Below are 25603 nucleotides of genomic sequence, written 5' to 3'. Positions count from 1 at the left end.
TCAGCGACCCAGCAGGGCGCCCACGGTGCCCAGCAGCGTCCGTGGGGTCAGCAGCCCCCGACCCAGCCCGAGCTCGACCAGGTCGTCGAAGACCTGGGGGTCCGCGGCGGCCGCCGCCACCCCGGCCGGGACCACCGGCAGCCGGGCCGACAGGGCCGCCGCGGCGGTGGTGTGCCGCAGGTGGCGCCCGAGGCGCTGCTGCAGCATCCGCCGGTAGGCGCGTCCGGGGTCGGGCGCGACCGCGGCGGCCCCCGCGCACGCGCCTGACAGCACCGCGTAGTAGATGCCCTCGCCGGTCATCGGGTTGATCAGCGACAGCGCGTCGCCGACCAGGAGCACCGGACCGTCGGGCTGGCGCGGACGCCGCGAGGACAGCGGCAGGTGGTGCCCGCGCCACGCCGCGCCGCCCGCGGCCGCACCGGGCAGCAGGTCCTCCAGCCGGGACATCAGGTGCTCCCGCGTCGGGGTGCGGTCGCCGCGGAGCAGCTCCCCGTAGCCCACGTTGGCGCGGCCGTCGCCGACGGGGAACGACCAGGCGTAGGCGGGCCGGTCGTCGTCGGCGAACACGATCCGCTGCTCGTCGGCCAGGTCGGGCCGGACGGGCGCGTAGCCGCGCAGCGCCAGCGCGACGTGGCCGGGCCCGTTGGGCGCCAGGCCGAGGGCCCGGCGCAGCACCGAGCCGGCGCCGTCCGCCGCGACGACGACACGGGCGTGCAGCGGGTCGTGGTCGGCGTCCAGGACGACCCCGTCGGGCTCGACGCGGACGGTCCGGACCCGCCGTCGTGCGGGCACCGCGCCCGCGGCCAGCGCGCCGGCCCGGATCCGGTCGTCGAGCACGGCCCGGGGGACGACGCGGGCGGGGCGGCTGGTCGTCCCGCTGGTGCGGCCGCCGCCGTCCACCTCGAGGTGCAGGCGCGAGACCGGCCGGTGGTCGTCCACCAGCCCCGCCAGTCCGAGGTCGGCCAGCACGTCCAGGGCGTGGGGCGCGATCCCGTCCCCGCACGGCTTGTCCCGCGGGAAGACCGAGCGGTCCAGGAGCAGGACCCGGGCCCCGGGGTCCACCCGCAGCGCCGACAGGGCCGCCGCCGAGCCGGCCGGGCCGGCCCCGACCACCACCACGTCCCACTGCCGAGCGCCCACCGGCCCAGTGTGGGTCCGGCGGCGGTCACCGGCGAGGTGGCCCGGCCCCACGCCCCGGCTGCGGGGGTGCGGCGCCGGTCAGTCCTCCGGGCGGATGTCCAGCACCGCGCCGGCCGCGTCGAGCAGGACCCGCTGCTCGCGGCCCTGCGCGTCGTAGACCTCGACCTCCCACGTCGCGCCCCCGTCGTCCTCGCGGTCGACGGAGTCCAGCCGGCTGCCGGCGCCGACCGCGTCGAGCGCGGCCTGCGCGACCTGGTCCCGGGTCAGGGCGTCGGCCTCGTCGCCGCTCTGCCACGGCGCCGGACCGCCCGCGCTGTCGCGGAACGTCAGGCCCTGCAGCTCGTAGACCTCGATGTCGTCGCCGTCGTCGTCGAACCGGCCCAGCACGACGACCTCCTGGCCGAGGAGGCCCTCGAGCTCCTGCAGCACCGGCGCCGTCGTGCCGTCGCCGTCGAAGTCGGCGACGGGCCCGGCGCCGAGCAGCCAGCCGTCGGGGCCGAGCTCCAGGTCCACCCCGGCCACCTCGAAGTCCTCCCGGTCGTCGTCGTCCCGGTCGTCGTCGTCCAGGTCGTCGTCCTCGTCGCGGGTGAGCACGCCCCGCAGCTCGTCGAGACCCTCGACCTGACGTGACGTCCGCGCGTCGGTCGAGTCGTCGGTGGCCCGGCCGGTGGGGTCGTCGGTGCTCGGGGAGGTGGAAGGAGCCGGGTCGTCCGAGGCCCCGCCGGCGGGGGAGGGGTCCGAGGCGTCGACCGTGACGGCCCCGACGCTGACGGCCTCGACCTGACGGACCTCGTCACCGTCCGAGGCGACGGCGGCGGCGACGCCGACCGCGGCCACGCCGGCGACGGCGGCGGCGATGATGACAGGTGCTGCTCGCATGGGACTCTCCTTCGCTCGGAGGGACCGGCGGCCCCTGCTCTGGACGAGAAGCCTGCTGCCCACCGATGAACCGACCCTGAGCCGTTCCTGACGGAACCCTCAGGTTGCTGAGCGTGCCGCCATCCTGCTCTCATCCCCGGGTCAGGCGCACAGGAGGATCATGTCCGGCGCGCGGGCGACCGCCGGCGCGGACCCCGTCACCGGGGTGGAGCGCTAGTCGGAGGGTGGTCCTCGTGGCCGTGCTGATCGTCGAGGACGAGCCCGGGATCACCGCGTTCGTCAAGCAGGGCCTGGAGGCGGCGGGCTTCAGCGTGATGACGGCGGCCGACGGCTGGGACGGCCTGGAGCAGGCGCAGGAGCCGGACGTCCAGCTGGTCGTGCTCGACCTGGGGCTGCCCGGTCTCAGCGGGGAGCAGGTGCTCGTCCGGCTGCGCCAGCTCCGCCCGGCGCTGCCGGTGGTCGTGCTCACCGCCAAGGACGCCGTGAGCGACCGGGTCGCCAACCTCGAGGCCGGGGCGGACGACTACGTGGTCAAGCCGTTCAGCTTCAGCGAGCTGCTGGCCCGGGTCCGTGCCCGGCTCCGACAGCCCGACCAGCCGACCGCGACGCTGCTCAGCGTGGGGGACCTGACCCTGGACGTCCGGACCCGGCAGGTCCGGGTCGGGGACGGCCAGGTGAGCCTGTCGACGCGGGAGTTCTCGTTGCTGGAGGTGCTGCTGCGCCACCCCGACCAGGTGCTGTCGCAGGCCCAGCTGCTGGACCAGGTGTGGGGCTACGACTTCGAGGGGGCCTCGAACGTCGTCGAGGTCTACGTCGGCCACCTGCGACGCAAGATCGGTGCGGCCCACATCGAGACGGTCCGCGGGGCCGGCTACCGGCTCGTCGGTCGCGCCCGATGAGCAGGGCCCCCCGATGAGCAGGGCCCCCCGATGAGCAGGGCACCCCGATGAGCAGGGCGCCGCGGTGAGGGACCGGTTGCAGGTCCGGGTCGCGGCCATCGCCGTCGTGGTCATGGTGGTGACCCTCGCGGTCGTCGCGCTGGTCACCTGGCGGCTGATCCAGGTCGCCGAGCGGGCCGACGTCGACACGACGCTGCTGGTGGAGCTGGAGGCGGCCCAGCGGGCCCTGCCGGAGGAGATCGCGGCCGCGGCCGGCATCGACGGCGTCTCCTCCCCCGTGGAGCTCCAGCGCGCCGCCCGACGGTTCCTCACCACGAACCCCGGCAGCGAGCGGCACCTGACCGCCGTGGACGTGGGCGGGGAACGGTTCGTCACCCAGGCCGGACCGGAGCCGCTCCGGGCGCTGCGGGACACGGAGACCCTGCCCGACGGCACGAGCGCCTCGGTGGTGAGCGTGAGCACGGCCGAGGGCCCCGTCCGGGTGCTGTCCTCGCCCGTGGTCGCCGACGACGGCACGGAGCTCGGGGTGGTCCGGGTCTACGGGTCGCTGGCCGAGGGACGCGCCGCGGCGGGCGACGCCCTGCTGAGCATCGCGCTGGCGGGCGGGGCAGGCCTGCTGGTCGGTGGGGTGCTGCTGTTCCTGGCCGTCGGCCGGGCGCTGCGCCCGGTGGCCGACCTGGCCGAGGCCTCGCGGGGGCTGGGACGGGGGACCCACACCCGGGTGCCCGAGCCCGAGCGGATGGACGAGGTCGGCACCCTGGCCCACGAGTTCAACGACATGGTCGACCGGCTCGAGCGGGCGGAGACCGAGCGGGGCGAGCTGCTGTCCGCGGTCTCGCACGAGCTGCGGACGCCGCTCGCCGTGGCGCGCGGCCACCTGGAGATGTTCCAGGCGTTCGGGCCCGGGGATGCCGACGCCGCGCGCGAGACGGCCGCGGTGCTCCAGCGCGAGCTGCTGCGGCTGGGCCGGATCGTCGAGGACCTGACCGCCGTCACCCGCGGCGACGAGGTCGGCGACGTGCAGCGTGAGCCGGTGTTCGCCCCCGACGTCATCGAGGCGCTGTCGCAGCGGCTGGCCGGGCTGGGGCTCGCGGACGTGGACCTGGGGGAGGCCCCGCCCGTGGTGCTGATCGGTGACGAGGACCGCCTCGCCCAGACCCTGCTCAACCTCGTGCTCAACGCCCGCACCCACACCCCGGCGGGGACCGCGGTCCGCGTCCGGGTGGACGCACCGGGCGCCTGGGTGCGCTTCGTGGTGGAGGACGACGGCCCCGGCATCGACCCCGACGTCCTGCCGCGGGTCTTCGAGCCGTTCGTCACCACCCGACCCGGCGGCGCGCGACGGACGTCCGGCCTGGGCCTCGCCGTGGTCCTCTCGCTCACCGAGGCGCAGGGCGGCACCGTGAGCATCGACCCGACCTGGCCGGGCACCCGGGTGGTGGTCCGCCTGGCGGCCGCCGAGGCCGGGTGAGGCGGGCGTCCCCGCTCAGACGATCTCGACCGGCGTGCCGAGCGGGAGCAGCTCGGCGAGGTAGGTGATGTCCTCGTCGGACAGCCGGATGCAGCCGTGGCTCACGGCCTGCCCGACGCTGCCGGCGTCCTCGGTGCCGTGCAGGCCGATCTGCCCCGGGCCGCCGCCGAAGCTGGTCAGCACCTCCGAGAACCCCGACAGCCCGTAGGCGTAGGGGCCGTACCCGGCGTTGGTCGGCTCGAGCAGCTCGGTCAGGTAGAACAGGCCCAGCGGGGTGGGGGTGTCACCGGTGCCGCTGGCCGCGGGCATCGACCGCAGCGCCTCCTCGCCGTCGTACAGCGTCAGCTCGTTGTCGGCGGTGGACATCACCAGCCGGTACGGCACCCGGGCGAGGTCGACGTCCTGGGCGCGGACGAAACCGGTCGTCCCGTTGGGGCGGACCGGCACCATCACCTCGTACCAGCCGCGGCCGGGGTCGCCGGCGAGCAGGAACGTCAGCGGAGCGCCCGTCTCGCGGGGGTTGGGCAGCTCGTGCACCACGTCCCCGCCGGGGGAGTCGTGCACCTCGACCGCGTCGACGGTGGCGGTGAGGACGTACCCCTCGTCGGGGTCGAGGGCCTCACGGCCGGGGCGGGCGCTCGGCCGGGAGGGCAGGCTCGGCCGCTCCCGGGTCGAGGGGACCACGGTCGGCTCGGCCGCGACGGAGGCCGCGGACGAGGCGGACGAGGCCGCGGATGTCGACCCCCGGTCCCCGCAGCCGGTGAGCCCGGCCAGGGCGACGACGAGGCACGCCGTGGCCAGGGCGCGACGCCGCGGGCGGGGGAGCACGATGCTCCCCCGCCCGCGGTCGGTGCGTCGGTCGATGGTGCTCAGCCCGTGAAGGACGCGCGGGCCGCGACGGGCGTGGCGACGGGCGCCTTGCCGGAGCCGCTGTCGGAGCCGGAGCCGGAGCCGCTGCCCTCACCGTCGTCGTTGCACTCGAGCGCGAACGCGGTGAGCAGCTCGAGCAGACGCTCGATGTCGAGCTCGTCGACGTAGGGGAGGAGCTCGTCGAGAGCGTCCCAGAACTCGATGTCCAGGACCTCGATGGCCTCGACGACCGTCTCGACCTCGGTGAGCACGTCCTCGGCCGCGTCGGCCGCCGCGTCCGCCGGGGCGAACTCTCCCGCCGCCGCCACCTGGGCCTCGGCCGCGAGGTCGCGCGCCGCCTCCGCCGCAGTGATCTCGTCGGGGTCCCCGCCGGTGGTGGCCTCCAGCAGGGCCGCTTCCGCGAGCCTGAGCTCCTCATCGGCGTCGTCGAGGACGGACTGCGCCGCGTCGCGCGCCGCCGCAGCGGTCTCGAACTCCTCCTCCGCTGCGTCCAGGACCTCGTACGCGGCCTCGATGTCGACCTCGAAGTAGTCCAGACCGAGCTGCTCGTAGAGGGGGACGACCTCGTCCTCGTAGGCGACGAACAGTGCGTCGACCTGGGCCTGGAGCTCCTCGCTCAGCTCCTCGTCGAAGTCGAAGACGACGTCTCCGAACTCGTCCTCCAGGGCGTCGAGCGCGGCGGTGCACTCCGCGGACCGGGCGGGGGCCGCGCTGACGGGGGCGGTGCCGACGAGGACCCCTCCCACGCTGAGCGCGGCGACCGCGAGGGTGGCGACGAAGGGGGTGAGCGGGCGGCGAGCGGCCATGGTCCGTCCTCGGGGCGAGACTCCAGGGAGGTACCGTCCTCGGTGCCCCCCGCACCCACCAGTGGTGGGCATGACCGATTCTTACCAGGCGTTCCGTCCTCGCGATACGGGAACCCGGCAGATGTCGCCTACTCGTCACCGATCCGGCGTCGGGACCGGCCCGCTGGGGGCACGAGGGGACCGGCCGACCCGCTGGGTCGGCACGACGGACGAGCATGAGGAGCAGCCCCGTGGGGAGCACGACGGACGTGTCGCTGTGGCGGCTCGCCGGTATCCGGCAGCTGGTGGCGGTCACGCTGCTGGGCTTCGTCGGCTTCGCCGCGACCCTGGCGGCGCTGCCCTGGTGGGCGGCCCAGGGTGGGGCGTCGCTGACCCAGGCGGGGCTGGTTACCACGGCCATGCTCACCACCACGGTGGCCACCCAGACGGCCGTGCCGGCCATGGTCCGCCGGTTCGGCAGCGGACGGAGCCTGGCCGCCGGCCTGCTCGCCCTCGGCCTGCCGTCCCCGCTGCTGGCCCTGACGTCCGACCTGACCCCCCTGCTGCTGGTCAGCGCCGTGCGGGGCACGGGGTTCGCCGTGCTCACCGTCGTCGGGTCGACCCTGACGTTCACGCTCGCCCCGCGAGGCCGCCACGGCGAGGCAGCAGGCATCTACGGCCTCGCCATCGGCCTCACCGGCGTCGTGGTGGTGCCCGGTGCGGTCGCGGTGGCGCAGCTCGTCGGGTTCTGGCCCGTCGCCCTGCTCGCGACGCTGCCCGTGCTCGCCGTGCCCTACGCCCTGCGGATGGCCCGGCAGCAGGACCGTGAGGTCGTCCCGGCCGGCCCGGCCCCGCGGCACGTCCAGGCGGTCCTCGCCGTCGCGGTGCCCAGCCTGCTCCTGCTCGTGGTCACGCTGGCCGGCAGCGGGCTGGTCACGTTCCTGCCGATCGAGCGACCGCTCGGCCTGCTCGCGCCGGCGGGCCTGCTGCTGTTCGGCGCGACCAGTGCGCTGTTCCGCTGGCGGGCCGGGCTCCTCGCGGACCGGGTGGGCACCGTGAGGTTGCTGCCCGCCTCCGCGGTCGTCTGCGCCCTCGGCCTGGCGGGCGTGGGGCTGGGCCTGGCCGTCGACCGCGACTGGGTGCTTCTCGCGGGCGCCGCTCTGAGCGGGGTCGGCTACGGGGCCGTCCAGAACCTCACCCTCGTCGCCGCTTTCGCCCGGGTGGAGCCCGTCGACACCCCGACGGCCAGCGCGGTCTGGAACCTGTCCTTCGACGGCGGGACCGCGGTGGGTGCCGTCGCGGTCGGCGCCCTGGCCGCCTGGCACGCGGGCGGGTCGGCGGAACCGGTCGGCATCCCCACCGCCCTCCTGGCCTGCGCGGTCCTCGTGCTCGTGGCGGCTCCGATGGGGCTGGTGCACGCGCGCACGGACCGGTCGGCGCCGGCTCCGGCCGTCTGAGGCGTACCGCGACCACGCCCGCTCGGCCGACGTCGCCGGTCGCCCGGCGCAGCAGGGCGCCCGCCCCGCCGACCGTGAGGACGGTCGGCGGGACGGGCGCCGGTGGTGCTGCGGTGCTGGTGCTGCGGTGCTGGTGCCGGGGTCAGCCGACGGGGACGAGCCGGACCTGGGCGGTGCCGGTCTGCGGCGGGATGCCCTCGGAGCCCTCGTCGGTGTAGCTGGCGACGAACACACCGCTCATCTCGTCCGTCTCGGGGTCGTGACCCTCGGGGACGGACGTGGTGATGCTGCCGGTGCAGCCGGACGCGGTGGTGATCGGGTGACCGTGCTGGTCGTGACCCACGATGTAGGTCACCTGGACGCGGTTGCAGTCCACCGGCTGGTCGTCGGTCACCTCGACCTGGAAGTGGACGGTGTCGCCGAACTCGAACGTGTCCCCCTCGACCGGGGTGACGAAGACGACCTCGGGCGCCTGCCCGCCGACCGCGATGTCGACGTACGCCGACGCGGTCTTGCCGCGGTTGCGCCCGCCGGAGTCGGTGACCACGAGCGTCGCCCGGTACCGGCCGTCGGCGTCGTAGGTGTGCGTGGGGGACATCTCGCGGCTGTCGACCGTGCCGTCGGAGTCGAAGTCCCACGCGTAGCGGAGGCGGTCGCCGTCGGGGTCGGTGGTGCCGCTGCCGTCGAACTGCACGGTCAGGGGCGAGTCGCCGGTGACGACGTCGGCCTCGACGGCCACCACGGGGCTGCGGTTGCTGTTGGGACCGGTGCCCACGTAGTCGTACCGGGACAGCTGGGCGTCGGGGTTCTGGGCGAAGTACCCGTCGCCGTACTCGAGGACGTAGAGCGCGCCGTCGGGGCCGAACTCCATGTCCATCGGGTTGTCGAAGACGAGGCTGTCGAGGACGTCGTCGATCGCGGTGACCTCGTCGCCGTCCTCGGACAGCGTGAACATCTTGATGTAGTCGCGGGTCCACTCGCCGAACAGCGGCTTGCCGGCGAACGCGGCGGGCCACGCCACCGGGGGGCGACCCTGGGTGCGGTCGCGCTTGAGGGTGGCCTCGCCGTCGTACACCGGGCCGGCCATCGGGCCGATGCCGCCGCGGCCCAGCTCCGGGAACTCCGCGCTGTCGCCGAACTGGTACTCGACCTCGGCGTCGGTGATGGGAGGCAGCTCGGTGAGCCCGGTGTTGTGGATCGAGGTGTTCGTGGGGTTCTGGCAGTCGAACGGCTCGCCGGAGGTCTCGGTGGCGAAGTCGTAGTCGACGTAGCCCAGCGTCGAGCTGACGCAGGTCGGCCAGCCGTAGTTGGCCGGCTCCTCGACGGCCATCCAGCGGCCGATGCCGGCGGGGCCGCGCTCGGGGTCCGCGGTGCGCGCATCGGGGGAGTAGTCGCCGATGAACAGCTGTCCGGTGGCCCGGTCCAGCTCGATCCGGAACGGGTTGCGCAGGCCCATGACGTAGATCTCGGGCTTGGTCAGCGCGGTGCCGGGGGCGAACATGTTGCCCTCGGGGATCGTGTAGCCGCCGCCGTCGGTGGGCGTGATGCGGAGCACCTTGCCGCGCAGGTCGTTGGTGTTCAGCGACGTGCGCTGGGCGTCGAAGGCCGGGTTGCGCCCGGGCCGCTCGTCGATCGGGATGAACCCGTCGGACTCGAACGGGTTGGTGTCGTCACCGGTCGACAGGTACAGGTTGCCGTCGTCGTCGAACACGATGTCGCCGCCGACGTGGCAGCAGATGCCCCGGGTGCCCGGCACCCGCATGATCTGCTCCTCGGTCTCGAGGTCGATCTCGTCGCCCACCAGCTTGAAGCGGGACAGCTGGATGTAGCCCTCGAAGGGCGCGAAGTCCTCCGGGGTGCCGGTCAGCGGGGCGTCGCCCTCGTTGATGCCGGGCGTGGCCGGGTCGTCGGCCGGGGTGTCGAGCTCCGGGGAGTAGTACAGGTAGACCCAGTGGTTCTCCTCGAAGTCCGGGTCGACGGCCACGCTCTGCAGCCCCTCCTCGTCGTGGAGGTACACGGGGACCTGTGCCGCGAGGGTGGTGAGGCGCGTCTCGGGGTCGTGCAGGCGCACCTGCCCGTCGCGGGTGGTGTGCAGGACGCGGTTGTCCGGCAGGACGGCCAGGTCGATCGGCTCACCGGGCGTGCGGTCGATGGTGACCTTGTCGAAGGCCGAGTCCGGGGGGACCGGGGCGTCGATCGTGGCGGCCGGGACGGCCGCCGTCGCTGGGGTGCCGGTGGGAGCCGACATCCCCGTGAGCGCGAGCGCCGCGGTTGCGAGCACGGCACCGCCCACCAGGGTTCGAGGTGCTGTCATGGGTGTCTCCTCTAGTCAACGTCGACTGTCAGGGGGAATGCCGAAACTACGCAATAGTTGCGAAAGTGGTCAAATTCCTGACAGAAGTGCGCTAGCGGGTCGACGCCCCCGGGCTGAACACCTGGTCGCTCACGAGCTGGACCGCCCCGGTGAGGCCCGCCAGGTCGCCCAGCTCCGTCAGGACCACCGGCAGGTTGCCCGTGGCCAGCGGCGGCGGGCGGCGGTAGACGACGGTGCGCACCTCGGCGAGCAGCGCGTGGCCCAGCTGCGAGACCCCGCCGCCGATGACGAGCAGCCGGGGGTTGAAGAACGACACCAGGTGGGCCAGCACCACACCCAGGTCGTGCCCGCCCTGCTTGACCATCGCGATCGAGGCCGGGTCGCCGTGAACGGCCGCGCGGCCGACGTCCGCCGCCGTGAGCACCCCGGTGGCGTCCAGGACCGCCGCGAGGGCGGGGGAGCCGCCGGCCCGGGCGGTCGCCACCGCCTCACGGGCCAGGGCCGCGCCCCCGAACACCGCCTCCAGGCAGCCCGTCCCACCGCACGCGCAGGCGGGACCGCCGTCGTCCCGCACCCGGATGTGCCCGATGTCGCCGGCGCAGCCGTCCGCACCCCGGTACAGGTGGCCGTCGACGACGATGCCGCAGCCGATACCCGTGCCCACCTTGACGAAGAGGAAGTCGCGGGCGCCCCGGGCCACACCGCCCTGCTGCTCACCCAGCGCCATCAGGTTGACGTCGTTGTCCAGCGCCACGGGGCAGCCGAGCTCACGGGAGAGGGCGTCCCTCACCGGGTAGCCGTCCCAGCCCGGCATCAGCGGCGGGGCCACCGGCACCCCGGAGTGGAAGTCGACCGGCCCGGGGACCCCGACACCCACCCCGCTGGGCCGCGTCACCCCCTGCTCGGCCATGAGCAACCGGGTCAGCTCCAGCGCCCGGGCGAGCACCTCCTCCGGACCCCGGCGCACGTCGATCGCCTCGGAGCGGCGGGCCAGGACCGCGAGCCGTCCGTCGGTGACGGCGACGTCCAGGGTGGTGGCCCGCACGTCGATCCCCACGAACCGCAGGCCGGGGTGGACGCCCACCAGCGTCGACCGGCGTCCCCCGCGCGACGCGGCCGGGCCCGCGTCGACGGCCAGCTCCAGCTCGAGCAGCCGGCCCACCTCGGCGGCCACGGTGGTCCGGGACACCTGCAGCCGGTGGGTCAGGTCGACCCTGGACATCGTCCCCTCGTCGCGCAGCAGCCGGAGCAGGGTCGCCTGGATCGCGTTCTCGGCGCGTCCGGCCAGGGGGAGGGCCATGCCGAGCAGCGTCGCACGGGGGGTGCTCGGGCGCCCGTGCGGCTCGTGCGGTCGGTGGCGCCGTCGGTGGCTCCGTCGGTGGCTCCGTCGGGGTGGAGGCACCGTCGGGGTGGAGCCGCCGGTGGGCCGGCTCGGCCCACCGGTCCCGGCTCAGCCGCGGACGACGGCCTCGATCGCCGGCACCACGGTCTCGTCCTGCAGCGACGTGGTGTCCCCCAGCGGCCGGTCGAGCAGCACGTCGCCGAGCAGGCGCCGCATGATCTTGCCCGACCGGGTCTTGGGCAGGTCGGGCACCAGGACGACGTGGGCGGGCTTCGCCACCGGGCCGATGGTGCGGGCCACGTGCGCCACCAGCTCGGCGCGGACGGCGTCGGCCGCGGCCCGCCAGGCCTGCGGGTCGTCCTCGTCCGGTCGGGTGGTCGGCACCACGAACACCGCGACCTGCTGCCCGGTCATCGGGTCGTCCACGCCCACCGCGCCGGCCTCGGCGACGAGCGGGTGCTCGACCAGCGCCGACTCGATCTCGATGGTCGACAGCCGGTGCCCGGACACGTTGACCACGTCGTCGACCCGGCCCTGGATGCGGACGTAGCCGTCGGCGTCCATCACGGCCCCGTCACCGGCCAGGAACAGACCCTGCTCGGCGAACCGGCTCCAGTACGCGTCCCGGTACCGCGCGTGGTCGCCCCACACGGTGCGCGCCATCGCGGGCCACCGGCCCCGCACCGTCAGCAGGCCGCTGGTGCCGGCGGCCACGTCGCGACCCTCGTCGTCGACGACCTGGACCGCCTGCCCGGGCAGGGCGACACCGGCCGCCCCGGGCACGCCGGGGTGCACGCCCGGCAGGGTGGACACCACGGCGGCCCCGGACTCCGACTGCCACCAGGTGTCGACCACCGGCGCCCGGCCACCGCCGACGTGGCGGTGCAGCCAGACGTACGCCTCCGGGTTGATGGCCTCGCCGACGCTGCCCAGCAGCCGGACGCTGCCCAGGTCGTGGTCGGGGCCGAAGCCCTCCGGGAAGCGCGCCATGAAGGACCGCACGAGCGTGGGGGCCGTGTAGTACACGGTGACGCCGAGCCGGTCGATGGTCTCGGGGTGCCGGGTCGGGCTCGGGTGGTCGGGTGAGCCCTCGGCCAGCACGACCGTGACGCCGTTGCTCAGCGGGCCGTACAGGACGTAGGTGTGGGCGGTGACCCAGGCCAGGTCGGCCGTGCACCACCAGACGTCGTCCGGCTTGGCGTCGAACACCGACCAGTGCGTCCAGCTGGCCTGGACGAGGTAGCCGCCCGTGGTGTGGACGACGCCCTTGGGGCGTCCGGTGGTGCCGGAGGTGTACGTGATGAACAGCGGGTGCTCGGCGTCCAGGGCGGGGGCGGTGTGCTCGGTCGGGGCGGTGCCGACCACGTCGTGCCACCACACGTCCCGGCCGCCGGTCCACGGCACGTCCGGGGTCTCGTCCCCGGTGCGGCGGACGACCAGCACGTGGGCGACGTGGTCGAGCCCGGCGACGGCCTCGTCGACCGTGTGCTTCACGGGGACCGCCGCCCCCCGGCGGTACTGCCCGTCGGTGGTCACGACCAGGCAGGCGCCGGTGTCCTGGACCCGGAACCGCAGCGCCTCGGCCGAGAAGCCGCCGAACACCAGGGAGTGCACCGCGCCGATGCGCGCGCAGGCCAGCGCGACCACGACGGTCTCGACCAGGACGGGCAGGTAGACGACCACGCGGTCGCCCGGGCCGACGCCCAGCGCCTGCAGGGCGTGCGCCGCCTGCGCGACCCTGCGCTGCAGCCCGGCGTAGGTCACCGTCTCGTGGTCGCCGCGCTCGCCGGCGAACAGCAGCGCCGGGTGCTCGCCCCGGCCCGCGGCCACGTGCTGGTCGACGCACACCTCGGCCGCGTTCAACCGGCCCCCGGCGAACCAGGTCGCTCGTGGGGTGGTGGGGTCGGCGGCGTCCGGCGGGACCCAGGCGTGGACCCCGCGCCACGGCTCGCGCCAGGGGATGCGGTGGGCCTGCTGCTCCCAGAAGGCCTCGGGGTCGCCCGGCAGCGCGGCCAGGTGCTCGGGGGTGACGTTCGCGCGGGCGGCCAGGTCGGCGGGCGGCGGGAAGCGGCGGGAGTCGTGGACCATCGACGACGAGCGTAGGCGGGCAGGAGGGCCTCGCCTCGAACACCCACCTCGGCACCGGACATCACGCGCAGGCAGGACCGGTGTCAGGGGCCACGCGGGCTCCGGTCCCGCGCAGGAGGCGAGGTAGTCACAGGGCGTCACATACCGGTGCGATTGCTGTGATACCGGCATCGGGCCCCGATCCCCTGCGGGAAGGTGGCATCACGGGCCGGCGCCCGCCTGTCCGACCTGCACAGGAGGTTCACCATGCGTCGTATGTCGCTCGCCGCCGCCGCTGTCGTGCTCGCTACCCCGCTCCTGGTGATGGCGCCGGCCAGCGCGGACCATGTCGTCGACGCCGGGGACGCCGGTTGTCGTTGGGGTGCGTACGTCAACCCCACGGGCATGGACCTGTGGGCCGCGCGCGTCAGTGTCCAACGGGACGAGGGCGGAGCCGTCGTCAGCTACACCTGCCACTTCCGCGGTATCCCGGCCGTCATCCCTGCAGAAGACCGCGATCCCCTCTTCCAGGAGGACGGCGACTGGCACCTGCCGAAGAAGGCGCTGAGGACCTCCGGGTTCACCTGCTTCGTCTACAACGACTGGGACGGCGGTGTGCAGCCGGAAGGTGATGGCGAGGGGCTGATCACCCCTGCAGGCACTGCCAGGGTCACCTGTGCGTGGCCGTCGGCGCCCGCCTCGCCCTGACCTGGGCAGGTCCACGGTCGACGCCGCCTCGGGGAGGCCCGACTCTGCCGGCCGGTCGTGAGGTCGCTCACAGGTCGTGCCGCCTGTGCACCCTCACCGCTTCCTCGCGGTGTCCGTGCTGGTCAGGGGTGTGGCCAGAGGCGGGGTCGAACCGCCGACCTTCCGATTTTCAGTCGGACGCTCTACCAACTGAGCTATCTGGCCGATGGGCGGTGTTCCTACCCACCCGAGCGACCCCGACCGGGCTCGAACCGGCGACCTCCGCCGTGACAGGGCGGCGCGCTAACCAACTGCGCTACGGGGCCTTGCTGTGGTGCTGGTCCTGCCGTGCCGGGCTTGTCAGGGCCCTTCGGTCGAGCGGGTGGTGCTGGTACCCCCAACGGGATTCGAACCCGTGCTACCGCCTTGAAAGGGCGGCGTCCTAGGCCGCTAGACGATAGGGGCGCGGGACGTTTCCGTCGTGAGCGGTTCGAGCATAGGTGCTGCGGGCCCTCCGCTCCAAACCGGTGCTCCACCTGGACCGCGGGCGACCGGGGTCACCCCCGCCGGCGGTCACGTCCGCAGCCAGGCGAGCACGGCCAGCACCCGGCGTGAGTCCGACCCCGAGGGCGGCAGGTCGAGCTTGGTGAAGATGGACCCGACGTGCTTCTCGACGGCGCCCTCGCCCACCACGAGTCGCGCGGCGATGGCGGGGTTGGACCGGCCCTCGGCCATCAGGGCCAGCACCTCCCGCTCCCGGGGGGTCAGGGAGTCCAGAGGGTCGCGTCGACGGCGGGCGAAGAGCTGGGCGACGACCTCGGGGTCCAGGACGGTGCCGCCCGCCCGGACCCGCTCCAGGGCGTCGACCAGCTGCTCCAGGCGGGCCACCCGGTCCTTGAGGAGGTAGCCGACGCCGCCCTCGCCCGAGGCCAGGAGCTCTTCGGCGTAGGCCTGCTCCACGTACTGCGACAGCACGAGGACCGCTGTCCCGGGGACCTGGCGTCGCGCCTGGACGGCAGCGCGCAACCCGTCGTCGGTGAACGTCGGCGGCATCCGGACGTCGACCACGGCCACGTCGGGGCGGTGCTGGACCACGGCCGTCACCAGGTCCGGTGCGTCGCCCACGGCCGCCACGACCTCGCACCCGGCCTCCTGGAGCAGCCGGACCAGGCCCTCGCGCAGGAGCATCGAGTCCTCGGCCAGCACTACCCGCACGGCAGCACCGCCACGACCCGGGTCGGACCGCCGTCGGGGCTGTCCACCTCGAGGCGGCCGTCGACGCCGGCGACGCGGTCGACCAGCCCGGCCAGGCCGTGCCCCTTGGCCGGGTGGGCCCCGCCCCGCCCGTCGTCCGCGACCTCCACCACGACGACCTCGCCGCCGCCCCCGGCCAGGGGGTCGTGCTCGCGACGGACGCTCACCCGGCACGAGCGGGCGGCGCTGTGCTTGGCCACGTTGGTCAGGGACTCGGCCACCACGAAGTAGGCGGTCTCCTCGACGGGCTCGGGCAGGCGCTCGACGTCCGGCAGGGCCACGTCGAGGCCGACCTGGACGGTGCACCGGCCGGCGAGCGAGGCCAGCGCCGACGGCAGGCCGCGGTCGCTGAGCACGGGCGGGGCGATGCCGCGTGACAGCGCCCTCAGCTCCTGCAGCGTCTCGGTGACCTGCTGCTCGGCCTCGCCGACCAGGTCGTCGGCCACCGAGGGGTCGTCGGCCAGACGTCGGCGGACGGTGGCGAGGTCCATCTGCAGGCGCACCAGGCGCTGCTGCGGCCCGTCGTGCAGGTCCCGCTCGAGCCGGCGCAGCGTGCTGGTGCCGGCCTCGACGACTGCGGCCCGGCTCACGGTCAGAGCGTCGACCTCCTGGCGCAACGACGCCAGCTGGGGGTTGGCCACCAGCAACCGGGCCAGACCCGCCTGGAGCGCGGCGCACCCCCGCAGCACCGGCACGAGGGTGAGGGCGAACAGCAGGCCGACGGCCAGGTTCAGCACGGAGTCCGCCCACGGCTGCTCCCAGCCGAGCAGCCGAGCCAGGCCGTCGTCGCCGTCGTCGGGCAGGAACGTCTGCCAGAACCAGTAGGTCAGCCCGCCCAGCGTCACGGCCCACCAGGTGACGGCCACGACGGACGTCAGCACCGCGACGGGGAACCCGACGACGGCGTGGAGGACGTCGAGCCACGACTGCGGGTCCTTGAGCCGGGCGAGCAGGCCCCGCCAGCCTCCTCGGCCCGGCCGACGGTGCCCGGCAGGGAGCAGGGGTCGGCCGTCGAGCAGCTGGAGCCGGGCCCGCTCGACCACCGCGAAGCCGCGGGCCATGAGCAGCGTCCCCACGGCGAGCGGGATGCCGAGCAGGGTGATGAGCAGACCCAGCGACGCCGCCAGACCGGTCACCACCAGGCTGAAGGACAGGACGGCCAGGGGCAGGCCGGCCACGACGTACAGGGTGTCCCGGCCGAGCCGGCGGACGACGGTGGTGGTCATGAGCAGCAGCCTGTCCCGAGGGGTCGGGTGCCGTCGGGCCTGTGCACCCACGACCGGAGGGTAGGGCGTGCCCCCGGGTCAGAGCAGCAGGTTCAGCCCGACGGTGAGCACGACGGAGGCGACGACGGACAGCAGGATCATGGCCAGGCAGCCGGGAGCGCCGCCCAGCGGCCTCACCCTCATGGGACTCATGCGAACGACATACCCGCGAGGGCGCGGCTGAACCCGGACGCCGGTCAGGGAGTCACCCCCAGCCGAGCTCGTGCAGGCGGTCGTCCTCGATGCCGAAGTGGTGGGCGATCTCGTGGACCACGGTGACGAGCACCTCCTCGACGACCTCCTCCCGCGAGGAGCACATGTCGAGGATCGGACCCCGGAAGATCGAGATGCGGTCGGGCAGGACGCCGGCGTACCAGCCGTCCCGCTCGGTCAGCGGCGTGCCCTCGTAGAGGCCGAGCAGGTCCTGGGGCTCGTTGTCCGGTGGGCGCTCCTCGACCAGCACGACCACGTTGTCCATCAGCCCGGCCAGCTCGGGGGGCACCTGGTCGAGGGCGTCGGAGACGGCGGCCTCGAACTCCTCGAGGCTCAGCTCGACGGTCACGACCCGGTCCCGTCGGCCGAGGTGGGCGGGTTCGTCGGCGGGCGACCGTCGGCCGGGGGACGGCCGTTCGCCGGCGGGCGACCGTCGGTGCGGGGACGTCGTCGCCACGGCGCCCGACGTCCCTCGAGCCACCACTGCAGCCGCCGGGTGACGAACGGCAGCACGAGGTAGGTCATCACCGGGATCAGGACCGCGGTGAGGGCGAGCACCCGGAGGACCAACGGCCAGTCCCCGACGAACGGCAGCAGCAACGCCTGGGCCAGCAGGTTCGTGGGCAGGAACGCCGCGAAGATGACGATGGCCTGCTTCCAGCGCGGCGGCCCGGCCGGGGCCCGGTTGCTGATGACTCGACCGCGGGGCTCGTCGAACCAGCCCTCGATCCCGGTCCGCTTCTCGACGCGGGTCTCCGAGACGATGCCGAGCGCCGAGGCGATCCACCACTCGCGCTCGCCCGAGGACTGCCAGGCGGCGAGGGACGCCTCGTCGGAGAACCGGTAGAGCATGTGCCAGTCCGTGCTGTCGGCGCCCGGTCTCACGTGCCCCGCGCCCAGGAAGCCGGGGAAGCCGGAGGCGAGGCGTTGCCCGGCCTGCACCCAGGCGGCCATCTCCGCCCCCCGCCCGGGCAGCGCCCGACGGGTGACGGTGACGGTGACCGACTCCGGCGCGGCGGTCGCGGGTTCGTTGCTCACGGGCTCAAGCGTGGCAGGCCCGCCGCGCCACCCGGACCCGGCCTCCGGGGGGGCGGTCAGTACTCGACGCGGCCGGCGGTGCGGGACCACTCGTCGAAGGGGGCGGTCCGCTCGGGGAGGTCGACGGAGCGGACGGGTACCGACCAGTGCTCGCGGGGCTGGGCCATCGCGTCGTAGAACGCGAGGTCGTCGAACCCGGCGGTCGCGGCGTCCTCGCGGGAGGCGGCGAACCACATCGAGTCCACCCGCGCCCAGAGGCCCGCGGTCAGGCACATCGGGCAGGGCTCGCAGCTGGCGAGCATGACGCAGCCCGACAGGTCGAACGTGCCCAGCGCGGCGCCGGCGGCCCGGAGCGCGACCACCTCGGCGTGCGCGGTGGGGTCGTTGGCGGTCGTGACCTGGTTGGCGCCCTCGGCGACCGGGACCAGGACTCCGTCCTGCAGCCTGGCCACGACCGCGCCGAACGGCCCGCCGCCCTGGCCGACCGACGCCACCCCGAGCTCCACCGCGCGGGCGAGCAGGGCGTGGGTGCCCGCCGGGGGTTCTGTCGTCATGGCGCCCGGGACGGTCGTCAGGTACGGGTCGCTCGTCATGTCCCCGACGGTAAACCCGGTCAGGGCGGTGGGAGCGCGTGATCCCGCAGGTGGGTCTGCATGAGCGCCACGAGGGGGCCGACGGTCAGGTCGACGTGTCGGTGCGCCTCGCCGGTCGCGACGGTCCAGGGCTCGTCCGGCGGTCGCGCCGGTCGCCAACGGTCCGCCGGCACGGCGAGGTCGAGCACCGGGTGCCGCCAGCGGGGTGGGTCCCCGGTCGGGTCCGTGCCGGTGACGACGTCGGTGTCGGTGTCCGGGGCCCTGGCGGTGCCGGTGCCGCGGTCCGTACCGGTGCCGCGGTCCGTACCGGTGACGGTGTCCGCGCCGGTGTCGGGACCCGGGTCGGGGGCGGTCTCCGTGGTGAGGTCCGCGTCGAGGTCGTCGAACAAGCGGCGGGCTCGGTGGTGCTGCACAGGGCGCGGTGTCCGCGTCGGGTCCACCCACCGGGGTGGGGTGACCATGAGCTGCCCGTCGTCCACGGTGATCAGCCAGGAGCCCGCGTGGACCGCCGTGTGGTGGCCGGGGCAGAGCAGGCAGAGGTTGCGCAGGTCGGACGGTCCGCCTGCACTCCACGGGACGACGTGGTGGGCGTCGCAGTGCGTCGCTTTTGCGCCGCAGCCGGGGATGATGCAGCCGCCGTCCCGGGCCTCCAGGGCCCGGCGCTGGGCCAGGGTGACCAGGCGGTGCGTGCGGCCGACGTCCAGCGGGCCCGCCGAGGGGTCCATCACCACGCGCTGCAGGACCGCGTCGCAGGCCAGCCGGGTCGCCTCGCAGTGGCTCAACGACTCGCCGCTCTCCAGGAACGCCAGCCCGGTCGAGGCGTCGACCAGCTGCGCGGGCGTGACGTGGACGACGATGCGGGGCCGCTCGCCGCGTCGGGGGACGGCCACGCCCAGCGCCGTCTCGCAGACCGCACCGAGCGCGTCGGCCCGCCGCTGCCGTGCGGTGCGCCGGTCGGGGTCGCCGTCGGCGCCGACGGTCGGGGCGCTGTGCTGGTCCAGGGCGGTGCGGAACGTCGCACCGGTGACGGCGTCGAGCTGGAACGACCCGACCACCATGCCGGTGTCGTCGGTGTGGAGGTCGACGAACCGACGCTGGTGCGCGTGGACGTCGAAGCGCTCCTCACGCTCGGGGACCAGTCGCGTCAGCAGCCGTGCGGCCTCCTTCTTCATGCCGGCGGGGCCGGTGCCGTCGGCCGCCTCCTGCAGGTGCTCGACCATCCGCGCCGGCGCACCCGGGCGCTCCAGCACGTGCGACGGGATGTGGTCCAGGCAGGTGACGGCGACGTCCAGGTGCGCCCGGCTCGTGAGGCCCCCGGCCAGCATGTCCGCGAAGGGTTCCAGCGGCGCGCCCGGCCCGGTGGCGCGGGCGGCGGCGACGTCACGCCGCGCCTGCCCCGCGTCGAGCAGGCACGCCGTGCGCAGGAACCCCTCGGGCGTCGTGGCGACGGGCGAGGCGGTCGCCACGCCCCGTTCGTCCACCTGGCGCACCAGGGCGAGGTGCAGGGCCTCGACCTGGGCCTTCAGGGCCGCGACCCGACGGACGGCTTCCAGGACGGCGACGTCCTGGGTCTGCCAGGTGACGGCGGCGACGGCATCGGCGACCGCGGCGGAGGCGGTGTCGATGGCACGGTGGAGGGGCTCCTCACCTGCGGCCGGACCGGTCGTGGTCACCATGGGAGGAACGTACGGAGACCCCCGGACACAACCCGTGGGTCGTGGCCGAGGGTCTCCGCGACGGGGGCGCGTCCGGTGCGCCTCAGCGGCGCGCCACCCCCGTCGGTCCCGGTCGTGCGGTCAGCGGCAGGCGACCGGGGTGGCGTCGACCAGGCTGTGGTTGGACCGGCCGTCCAGCAGCAGCGGGATGACGGTCTTGGCCGGCTGCGCCATCGACACGACCCAGCCCGTCGAGGACTGCGTCACGGCGATGTCGTGCAGCGCCAGGGTCTCGTCCAGCTCGGCGTGCTGGTCGCCGGTCAGGACGTAGGAGCACGGCGGGTCGACCACGCGGGTCGGGTCCGGCTCGTCGTTGTCGGCACCGTCGAAGTAGATGACGCCGGTGCCGGACCGGCCCTCGGCCGTGGCCCGGGCCTCGGCCGCGCGGGTCTGCGCCACCAGCCGCTCCCGCTCCTCGCGGAGCATGTCGAGCGTCCCCTCGATCCCGACCACCTGCGACTCGACGCGACGGTTGTTGTTGGCGACCACGCCCACGCCGTCGAAGTCGTTGACCAGGGACTCCACGAGCAGTCCGGCCGTGTGGCGCAGGCCGGTCGCGTTGCGCAGGATGCGCTCGTCCTGGTCGCCCGCGACCTGGCGGACGGGTTCGCCCGTGGCGGGGTCGTAGTAGATGCCGTACTCACCGGTGGTGAACCCCGCGTCGACCACCGCGGTGTCGACGTACTCGAGGGTGAGCTGCCGGGCCAGGTCGTAGACGCCGTCGTCGACGTTGAGGTTGCGCGGCCACAGGTGGATGAACTCGCGGTTGTACAGCGTCCGGTTGCCGCCGTACTCGTGGGCGTCGTGGAGGATCTCCGGGTCGTAGTCGCGGGTGAGCTCCGCGATCAGCCGCGCCTCGGTCGTCGCCAGCGAGATGTGGTCGCGGTTGATGTCGATGCCCTCGGAGTTCGCGCGGGTGTTGGCCGCCCGGCCGTCCGGGTTGACGGTCGGCACGTACATCACCGTGGACCGCTGGAGCAGCTGCGCGTCGGCCCGGTCGGTCGAGAACGCCAGGTCGCGGATGGACTCCAGGCAGCCCTCGCGCCCGGCGGGCTCGTTGCCGTGCTGCAGGCACAGCACCAGCGCGCTGGAGCCCCGGGAGACCTGCTCCTGGGAACGGTCGTCGCCGTTGGTGACCGTGACCAGGTGGATGGGCCGGCCCTGAGCGGTGGTGGCGACCTGCTCCAGCGTCACGCGGTCGCTCAGCGCGGCGACCTCCTCGAGGAACTCGTACTCCTGCTCGAGGGTGGTCCACGCGGCGCCGCCGCTGTCCTCGAACCCGGTGGTGGGGGCCGCGACGTCCTGCGCGGAGGCCGGAGCGCTGGTCGCAGCCAGGACCAGGGGGACGGCGACGGCCAGGGCGAGGCCGGCGGTCAGAGCGGGTGCGCGTCTCATGGGGCTCCTTCGATGGGATGGGGAAGGGGGACCCGTTGACCCAACCCGGCCCGAGGTCAGGAGTCAAGGCGATAGGTGAGTCGTGGACAACCCAGGTGTCAACGTCATCCGGAGTTTTGGTGAGATACCCCCTAGGGGTAGGAGTAGCATCGTCGTCATGGCCCTCGAGAGCACCACCGACCAGGACGCCGAGCCGCGCCTCGCGCCTCCCACGTCACCTCCCGCCTACGTCGCCAGCGGCGACAAGGCCAAGGTGCTGCAGCGGTTGCGTCGCATCGAGGGCCAGGTGCGCGGGTTGCAGCGGATGGTCGACGAGGACACGTACTGCATCGACGTCCTCACGCAGGTGTCCGCCACCACCGCGGCCCTGCGGGCGGTCGCGCTGCAGCTGCTGGACGAGCACCTGCACCACTGCGTCAAGCACGCGGTCGAGGACGACGACCACGCCGACGCCCGGATCGCCGAGGCATCTGCCGCGGTCGCCCGGCTCGTCCGGTCCTGACCACCGAGCCCGCACCCCCACCGAGCGCGGACCCACCGAGCCCGCACCGACCGACGTGGCCCGCCTCCCGGGAGCCACCCACCCCAGACCGAAGGACACCCTGAGCATGAGCGCCACCACCACCCTCCACGTCGCCGGCATGACCTGCGACCACTGCGTCTCCGCCGTCACCGAGGAGCTGAGCGCCCTGCCCGGCGTGAGCGACGTCAGCGTCGACCTGGTCGTCGGGGGCACGACCCCGGTGACCGTCCTGAGCGAGCAGCCCCTGGACGAGGCCGCGGTCGCGGCCGCCGTCGACGAGGCGGGCTACGAGCTGGTGCGCTGATGAGCGCCCCCGTCGTTCTCGAGATCTCCGGCATGACCTGCGCCTCGTGCGCCATGCGGATCGAGAAGAAGCTCAACCGCATGCCCGGCGTCGAGGCCAGCGTCAACTACGCGACCGAGAAGGCCACGGTCCGCCTGCCCGAGGGCACCGACGTCGCCGCCGCCGTCGCGACGGTCGAGAAGACGGGCTACGGCGCCACCCTGCCGGCCCCCCTCCGACGCGACGAGGACGAGGGGGACGCGCCCGCCGAGGACCACGAGACCGCGTCGCTGCGCCAGCGCGCGCTCATCAGCACCGCGCTCGCCGTCCCGACGCTCGTGCTGTCCATGGTCACCGCGCTGCAGTTCGACAACTGGCAGTGGCTGGTCCTCACCATGGCCGCACCCGTCGCGGTGTGGGGTGCCTGGCCCTTCCACCGGGCCGCGGTGGTCAACGCCCGCCACGGTGCGGCGACGATGGACACGCTGATCAGCATCGGGGTCACCGCGGCGTTCGCGCAGTCGCTCTACGCGCTGTTCTTCGGGATGGCGGGCATGCCCGGCATGACGATGGAGCTGCGCCTGGTCACCGAGCCCGGCGCGGGCGGCAACGAGATCTACCTCGAGGTCGCCGCGGTCGTCACGGCCGCCGTGCTGGTCGGCCGCTGGCTGGAGGCACGCGCGAAGAACAGGTCCGGGGCGGCGCTGCGCGCGCTGCTGGACCTGGGGGCCAAGGACGTCACGCTGCTGCCGGACGGCGTGGGCTCGACCCGTGAGGAGCGCGTCCCGGTGGAGCGGCTGCAGGTCGGGGACCTGTTCGTCGTCCGCCCGGGCGAGACCGTCGCCACCGACGGGGTCGTCGTCGACGGCACCAGCGCGGTGGACGAGGCCATGCTCACCGGTGAGCCCGTGCCGGTCGAGACCGGTCCCGGTGACACCGTGACCGGGGCCACCACCAGCACCGACGGCCGCCTGGTGGTCAGGGCCACCCGCGTCGGCGGTGACACCCGGCTGGCGCAGATGGCCCGTCTGGTGGAGTCGGCGCAGTCGGGCAAGGCCGAGGTGCAGCGGCTCGCCGACCGGGTCTCCGGGGTGTTCGTCCCGGTCGTGCTCGTCATCGCCCTGCTCACCCTCGTGGGGTGGCTGGTCTGGGGCGACGACCCCACGGCGGCGTTCACGGCCGCCGTGGCCGTGCTCGTCATCGCCTGCCCCTGCGCGCTCGGTCTCGCGACCCCCACCGCGTTGCTGGTCGGCACGGGACGCGGCGCGCAGCTCGGGGTGCTGATCAAGGGGCCGGAGGTGCTGGAGTCCACCCGTCGGGTCGACACCGTCGTGCTGGACAAGACCGGCACCATCACCACCGGTCGGATGCGTCTGGTCGACGTCGTGGCCGCGCCCGAGGAGGACGCGACCGAGGTGCTGCGTCTCGCGGCGGCGCTCGAGCTCGGCAGCGAGCACCCGATCGCCCGGGCCGTGGTCGACGCCGCGCAGCAGCCGCTGCCCGCGGTCGACGGCTTCGCCTCCCGGCAGGGTCTCGGCGTGGCCGGCACGGTCGACGGTCACGCCGTCGTCGTCGGACGTCAGGCGTGGTTGGCCGACGAGTGGTCCCAGCACCTCGACGGCACGCTGCGGGCCGCGGTCGACGACGCGCACGACGCGGGCCGCACGGTGGTGGCCGTCGGCTGGGACGGCCGCGCGCGGGGTCTGCTCGTGGTCGCCGACACCATCACCGCGACCGCGGCCCAGGCCGTCGCCGAGCTGCGCGCGCTCGGCCTGCGGCCGCACCTGCTGACCGGGGACAACCTGTCCGCCGCACGCACGGTCGCCGCCCAGGTGGGCATCGACCCCGACGACGTCCGCGCGGAGGTCATGCCCGAGGACAAGCTCGAGGAGGTCCGTCGGCTGCAGCGCGAGGGCCGGGTCGTGGCCATGATCGGGGACGGCGTCAACGACGCGGCCGCGCTGGCCGCGGCCGACCTGGGCATCGCCATGGGGACCGGGACCGACGTGGCGATCGAGGCCAGCGACATCACGCTGGTCCGGGACGACCTGCGGGCCGCGGTCGACGCGGTCCGGCTGTCACGGGCGACGCTGCGCACGATCAAGGGCAACCTGTTCTGGGCCTTCGCCTACAACGTGGCGGGGATCCCGCTCGCCGTCGCCGGCCTGCTCAACCCGTTGCTCGCCGGGGTGGCGATGGCGGCGAGCAGCGTCTTCGTGGTGACCAACAGCCTCCGGCTGCGCCGCTTCCGCAGCGTCGGCTGACACTCGGCCGTCATCGGCCGACACCGGTGGTCGAGGTGGCGCGTGCGCCCCGGACGCGGGGCGTACAGTTCCCCCCACGACAGGGGAGCGCCACCAGGCGCTGAGAGTGCGGGCGACCGCAGACCCTCGAACCTGATCCGGTTAGCACCGGCGGAGGTAGTCGAGTCTCGACCCGTCGACGGCACCGCTGCGTCGACGGGTCCCCCTCCTGGAGACCCTGGGAGGACGCATGAGCACCACGGAGAACAAGGCGGGGACCGACCCCGCGCACCAGCCCGCGCACCAGCCCGCCGACCACCCGACGCCCGGCACGGGCGCTGGCCCGGGCAGGAGCGCCGGCCCTCGCACGACCGACGGGACGGCGCGGACCAGCCTCCCGCCGCTGACCGGCCGCACCCGGGCCGTGCTCGTCGTCGGGGTCCTGGCCAGCCTGCTGGCGGGCGCGGCCGTCGTCGCCGTCGGGCTGCCCGCGGGCAGCGAGGTGTTCGGCACCCCGCTCGACGAGCTGACCGTGCCGGTCGGGATGCTGGTGGCGCTGCTGGGCATCAGCGTCCTGGGTGCCGCGACCGCCCGGCAGGCCTGGCGCGTCGTCGACATCGTCGTGGCCGCCGTGCTCGGCGTCGCGGGCGGACTGCTGTTCGTGGTCTGGAACATCGGCCCCTACGCCGTCGTCGGTCCGCTCCTGGCGCCACCGGTGAGCGCCCTCGTCGTCGGGGTGTGGCTGCTGCCCGGGGTGCTGGGCGGGCTCGTCATCCGCAAGCCCGGGGCCGCCATGTTCACCGAGCTGGTCGCGGCCGCCCTGAGCGCCGTGATCGGCAACCAGTGGGGCTTCGCGACCGTCTGGTACGGCCTGCTGCAGGGCCTCGGCGCCGAGGTCGTCCTGGCCGTCCTGCTCTACCGCTACTGGCGGCTCCCGGTCGCCCTGATGGCCGGTGCGGGCGCCGGGGTGGTGGTCGGCGTGCTCGACACCACCGTCTACTACCCGGACCTGGTGCCGGGCATCCAGCTGGCCTACATCGGGCTCGCGACCGTGTCGGGCGTGGTCGTCGCCGGTCTGGGGTCCTGGGCGCTGGCCCGGGCGCTGGCCCGGACCGGGGTGCTCGCCCCGCTGGCCTCCGGCCGGGACGGGCGACGGGTCTGAGCGGCCCT

At 74.4% G+C, this 25603-nt stretch carries 22 protein-coding genes, 3 tRNA genes and 1 riboswitch; of the genes, 8 read left to right on the top strand and 17 right to left on the bottom strand.

Annotation, left to right across the window (positions count from 1 at the left end):
- Entirely contained in the window at positions 1 to 1140 is a 1140-nt protein-coding gene (locus ACR80Q_RS12410; RefSeq protein WP_435377935.1) for an NAD(P)/FAD-dependent oxidoreductase, read from the bottom strand.
- 78 nt (positions 1141 to 1218) lie between these two features.
- Entirely contained in the window at positions 1219 to 2019 is an 801-nt protein-coding gene (locus ACR80Q_RS12405; RefSeq protein WP_435377934.1) for a PepSY domain-containing protein, read from the bottom strand.
- A 233-nt stretch (positions 2020 to 2252) separates the two neighbouring features.
- Between ACR80Q_RS12405 and ACR80Q_RS12400 the strand changes: the two genes are divergently transcribed.
- Both ACR80Q_RS12400 and ACR80Q_RS12395 read left to right on the top strand, forming a co-directional pair.
- The gene (locus ACR80Q_RS12400) at positions 2253 to 2918 is read left to right on the top strand and encodes a response regulator transcription factor (protein ID WP_435377933.1); all 666 of its coding nucleotides are present in this window, start codon (positions 2253 to 2255) and stop codon (positions 2916 to 2918) included.
- 64 nt (positions 2919 to 2982) lie between these two features.
- The gene (locus tag ACR80Q_RS12395) at positions 2983 to 4389 is read left to right on the top strand and encodes a sensor histidine kinase (RefSeq protein WP_435377932.1); all 1407 of its coding nucleotides are present in this window, start codon (positions 2983 to 2985) and stop codon (positions 4387 to 4389) included.
- 15 nt (positions 4390 to 4404) lie between these two features.
- Here the strand turns inward: ACR80Q_RS12395 and ACR80Q_RS12390 are convergent, their stop codons facing one another.
- Together ACR80Q_RS12390 and ACR80Q_RS12385 are read right to left on the bottom strand one after the other, a co-directional pair.
- On the bottom strand, positions 4405 to 5217 hold the full coding sequence (locus tag ACR80Q_RS12390; protein WP_435377931.1) for a L,D-transpeptidase: 813 nt from the start codon (positions 5215 to 5217) through the stop codon (positions 4405 to 4407).
- A gap of 41 nt (positions 5218 to 5258) precedes the next feature.
- Positions 5259 to 6065, bottom strand: a complete 807-nt coding sequence (locus tag ACR80Q_RS12385; protein ID WP_435377930.1) for a hypothetical protein — start codon at positions 6063 to 6065, stop codon at positions 5259 to 5261.
- Positions 6066 to 6295: 230 nt separating this feature from the next.
- Between ACR80Q_RS12385 and ACR80Q_RS12380 the strand changes: the two genes are divergently transcribed.
- Positions 6296 to 7501, top strand: a complete 1206-nt coding sequence (locus ACR80Q_RS12380; RefSeq protein ID WP_435377929.1) for an MFS transporter — start codon at positions 6296 to 6298, stop codon at positions 7499 to 7501.
- Between the two features lie 142 nt (positions 7502 to 7643).
- Here ACR80Q_RS12380 and ACR80Q_RS12375 read toward each other — a convergent pair whose 3' ends face one another.
- The 3 genes from ACR80Q_RS12375 to acs all read right to left on the bottom strand — a co-directional run bounded on the left by ACR80Q_RS12375 (position 7644) and on the right by acs (position 13245).
- Positions 7644 to 9815 carry a PQQ-dependent sugar dehydrogenase gene (locus ACR80Q_RS12375; protein WP_435377928.1) on the bottom strand — a complete coding sequence of 724 codons (2172 nt, stop codon included), beginning with the start codon at positions 9813 to 9815 and terminating at the stop codon, positions 7644 to 7646.
- 91 nt (positions 9816 to 9906) lie between these two features.
- A complete protein-coding gene (locus ACR80Q_RS12370) occupies positions 9907 to 11115 on the bottom strand; it encodes an ROK family protein (protein WP_435377927.1) in 1209 nt (402 codons plus the stop codon).
- 150 nt (positions 11116 to 11265) lie between these two features.
- Entirely contained in the window at positions 11266 to 13245 is a 1980-nt protein-coding gene (acs, locus tag ACR80Q_RS12365) for an acetate--CoA ligase (protein ID WP_435377926.1), read from the bottom strand.
- A gap of 255 nt (positions 13246 to 13500) precedes the next feature.
- Here acs and ACR80Q_RS12360 point away from each other — a divergent pair, with 255 nt between their 5' ends.
- Positions 13501 to 13932 (top strand): hypothetical protein, encoded by a 432-nt coding sequence (locus tag ACR80Q_RS12360; RefSeq protein ID WP_435377925.1) that lies wholly within the window; start codon positions 13501 to 13503, stop codon positions 13930 to 13932.
- Between the two features lie 131 nt (positions 13933 to 14063).
- On the opposite strand, the gene ACR80Q_RS12355 is transcribed toward ACR80Q_RS12360, so the two are convergent.
- The 10 genes from ACR80Q_RS12355 to ACR80Q_RS12310 form a co-directional block, all read right to left on the bottom strand.
- Positions 14064 to 14136, bottom strand: a tRNA-Phe gene (locus tag ACR80Q_RS12355).
- Between the two features lie 27 nt (positions 14137 to 14163).
- Positions 14164 to 14237, bottom strand: a tRNA-Asp gene (locus tag ACR80Q_RS12350).
- 63 nt (positions 14238 to 14300) lie between these two features.
- Positions 14301 to 14376 (bottom strand) — tRNA-Glu (locus tag ACR80Q_RS12345).
- Positions 14377 to 14484: 108 nt separating this feature from the next.
- Positions 14485 to 15126 carry a response regulator transcription factor gene (locus ACR80Q_RS12340; protein ID WP_435377924.1) on the bottom strand — a complete coding sequence of 214 codons (642 nt, stop codon included), beginning with the start codon at positions 15124 to 15126 and terminating at the stop codon, positions 14485 to 14487.
- Complete coding sequence (locus ACR80Q_RS12335; RefSeq protein WP_435377923.1) at positions 15117 to 16391, bottom strand: sensor histidine kinase; 1275 nt, start codon at positions 16389 to 16391, stop codon at positions 15117 to 15119. Before ACR80Q_RS12335 ends, ACR80Q_RS12340 begins: the two co-directional genes overlap by 10 nt.
- A 244-nt stretch (positions 16392 to 16635) precedes the next feature.
- Entirely contained in the window at positions 16636 to 16992 is a 357-nt protein-coding gene (locus tag ACR80Q_RS12330; RefSeq protein WP_435377922.1) for a metallopeptidase family protein, read from the bottom strand.
- Positions 16989 to 17681, bottom strand: coding sequence for an antibiotic biosynthesis monooxygenase (locus ACR80Q_RS12325; protein WP_435377921.1), 693 nt, complete (start codon positions 17679 to 17681; stop codon positions 16989 to 16991). Before ACR80Q_RS12325 ends, ACR80Q_RS12330 begins: the two co-directional genes overlap by 4 nt.
- Positions 17682 to 17737: 56 nt before the next feature.
- The gene (locus ACR80Q_RS12320) at positions 17738 to 18274 is read right to left on the bottom strand and encodes a nucleoside deaminase (RefSeq protein ID WP_435377920.1); all 537 of its coding nucleotides are present in this window, start codon (positions 18272 to 18274) and stop codon (positions 17738 to 17740) included.
- 20 nt (positions 18275 to 18294) lie between these two features.
- Positions 18295 to 19950 (bottom strand): HNH endonuclease signature motif containing protein, encoded by a 1656-nt coding sequence (locus ACR80Q_RS12315; protein WP_435377919.1) that lies wholly within the window; start codon positions 19948 to 19950, stop codon positions 18295 to 18297.
- A gap of 120 nt (positions 19951 to 20070) precedes the next feature.
- Positions 20071 to 21384 carry a M14 family zinc carboxypeptidase gene (locus ACR80Q_RS12310; RefSeq protein WP_435377918.1) on the bottom strand — a complete coding sequence of 438 codons (1314 nt, stop codon included), beginning with the start codon at positions 21382 to 21384 and terminating at the stop codon, positions 20071 to 20073.
- 157 nt (positions 21385 to 21541) lie between these two features.
- Between ACR80Q_RS12310 and ACR80Q_RS12305 the strand changes: the two genes are divergently transcribed.
- From ACR80Q_RS12305 to ACR80Q_RS12290, 4 genes are all read left to right on the top strand, one after another.
- Positions 21542 to 21886, top strand: coding sequence for a metal-sensitive transcriptional regulator (locus ACR80Q_RS12305; RefSeq protein WP_435377917.1), 345 nt, complete (start codon positions 21542 to 21544; stop codon positions 21884 to 21886).
- Between the two features lie 106 nt (positions 21887 to 21992).
- Complete coding sequence (locus ACR80Q_RS12300; RefSeq protein ID WP_435377916.1) at positions 21993 to 22211, top strand: heavy-metal-associated domain-containing protein; 219 nt, start codon at positions 21993 to 21995, stop codon at positions 22209 to 22211.
- Positions 22211 to 24454, top strand: coding sequence for a heavy metal translocating P-type ATPase (locus ACR80Q_RS12295; RefSeq protein WP_435377915.1), 2244 nt, complete (start codon positions 22211 to 22213; stop codon positions 24452 to 24454). Before ACR80Q_RS12300 ends, ACR80Q_RS12295 begins: the two co-directional genes overlap by 1 nt.
- 71 nt (positions 24455 to 24525) lie before the next feature.
- Positions 24526 to 24630, top strand: a riboswitch (TPP riboswitch).
- Between the two features lie 53 nt (positions 24631 to 24683).
- The gene (locus tag ACR80Q_RS12290; RefSeq protein ID WP_435377914.1) at positions 24684 to 25595 is read left to right on the top strand and encodes an ECF transporter S component; all 912 of its coding nucleotides are present in this window, start codon (positions 24684 to 24686) and stop codon (positions 25593 to 25595) included.
- Positions 25596 to 25603 lie beyond the last annotated feature (8 nt).

This window comes from Aquipuribacter aurantiacus, assembly GCF_051216895.1.
In the GTDB taxonomy this organism is placed as follows: Bacteria; Actinomycetota; Actinomycetes; order Actinomycetales; family JBBAYJ01; genus Aquipuribacter.
Note: the sequence above shows the minus strand (reverse complement) of the source record. Positions and strands in the feature narration are given on the sequence as shown.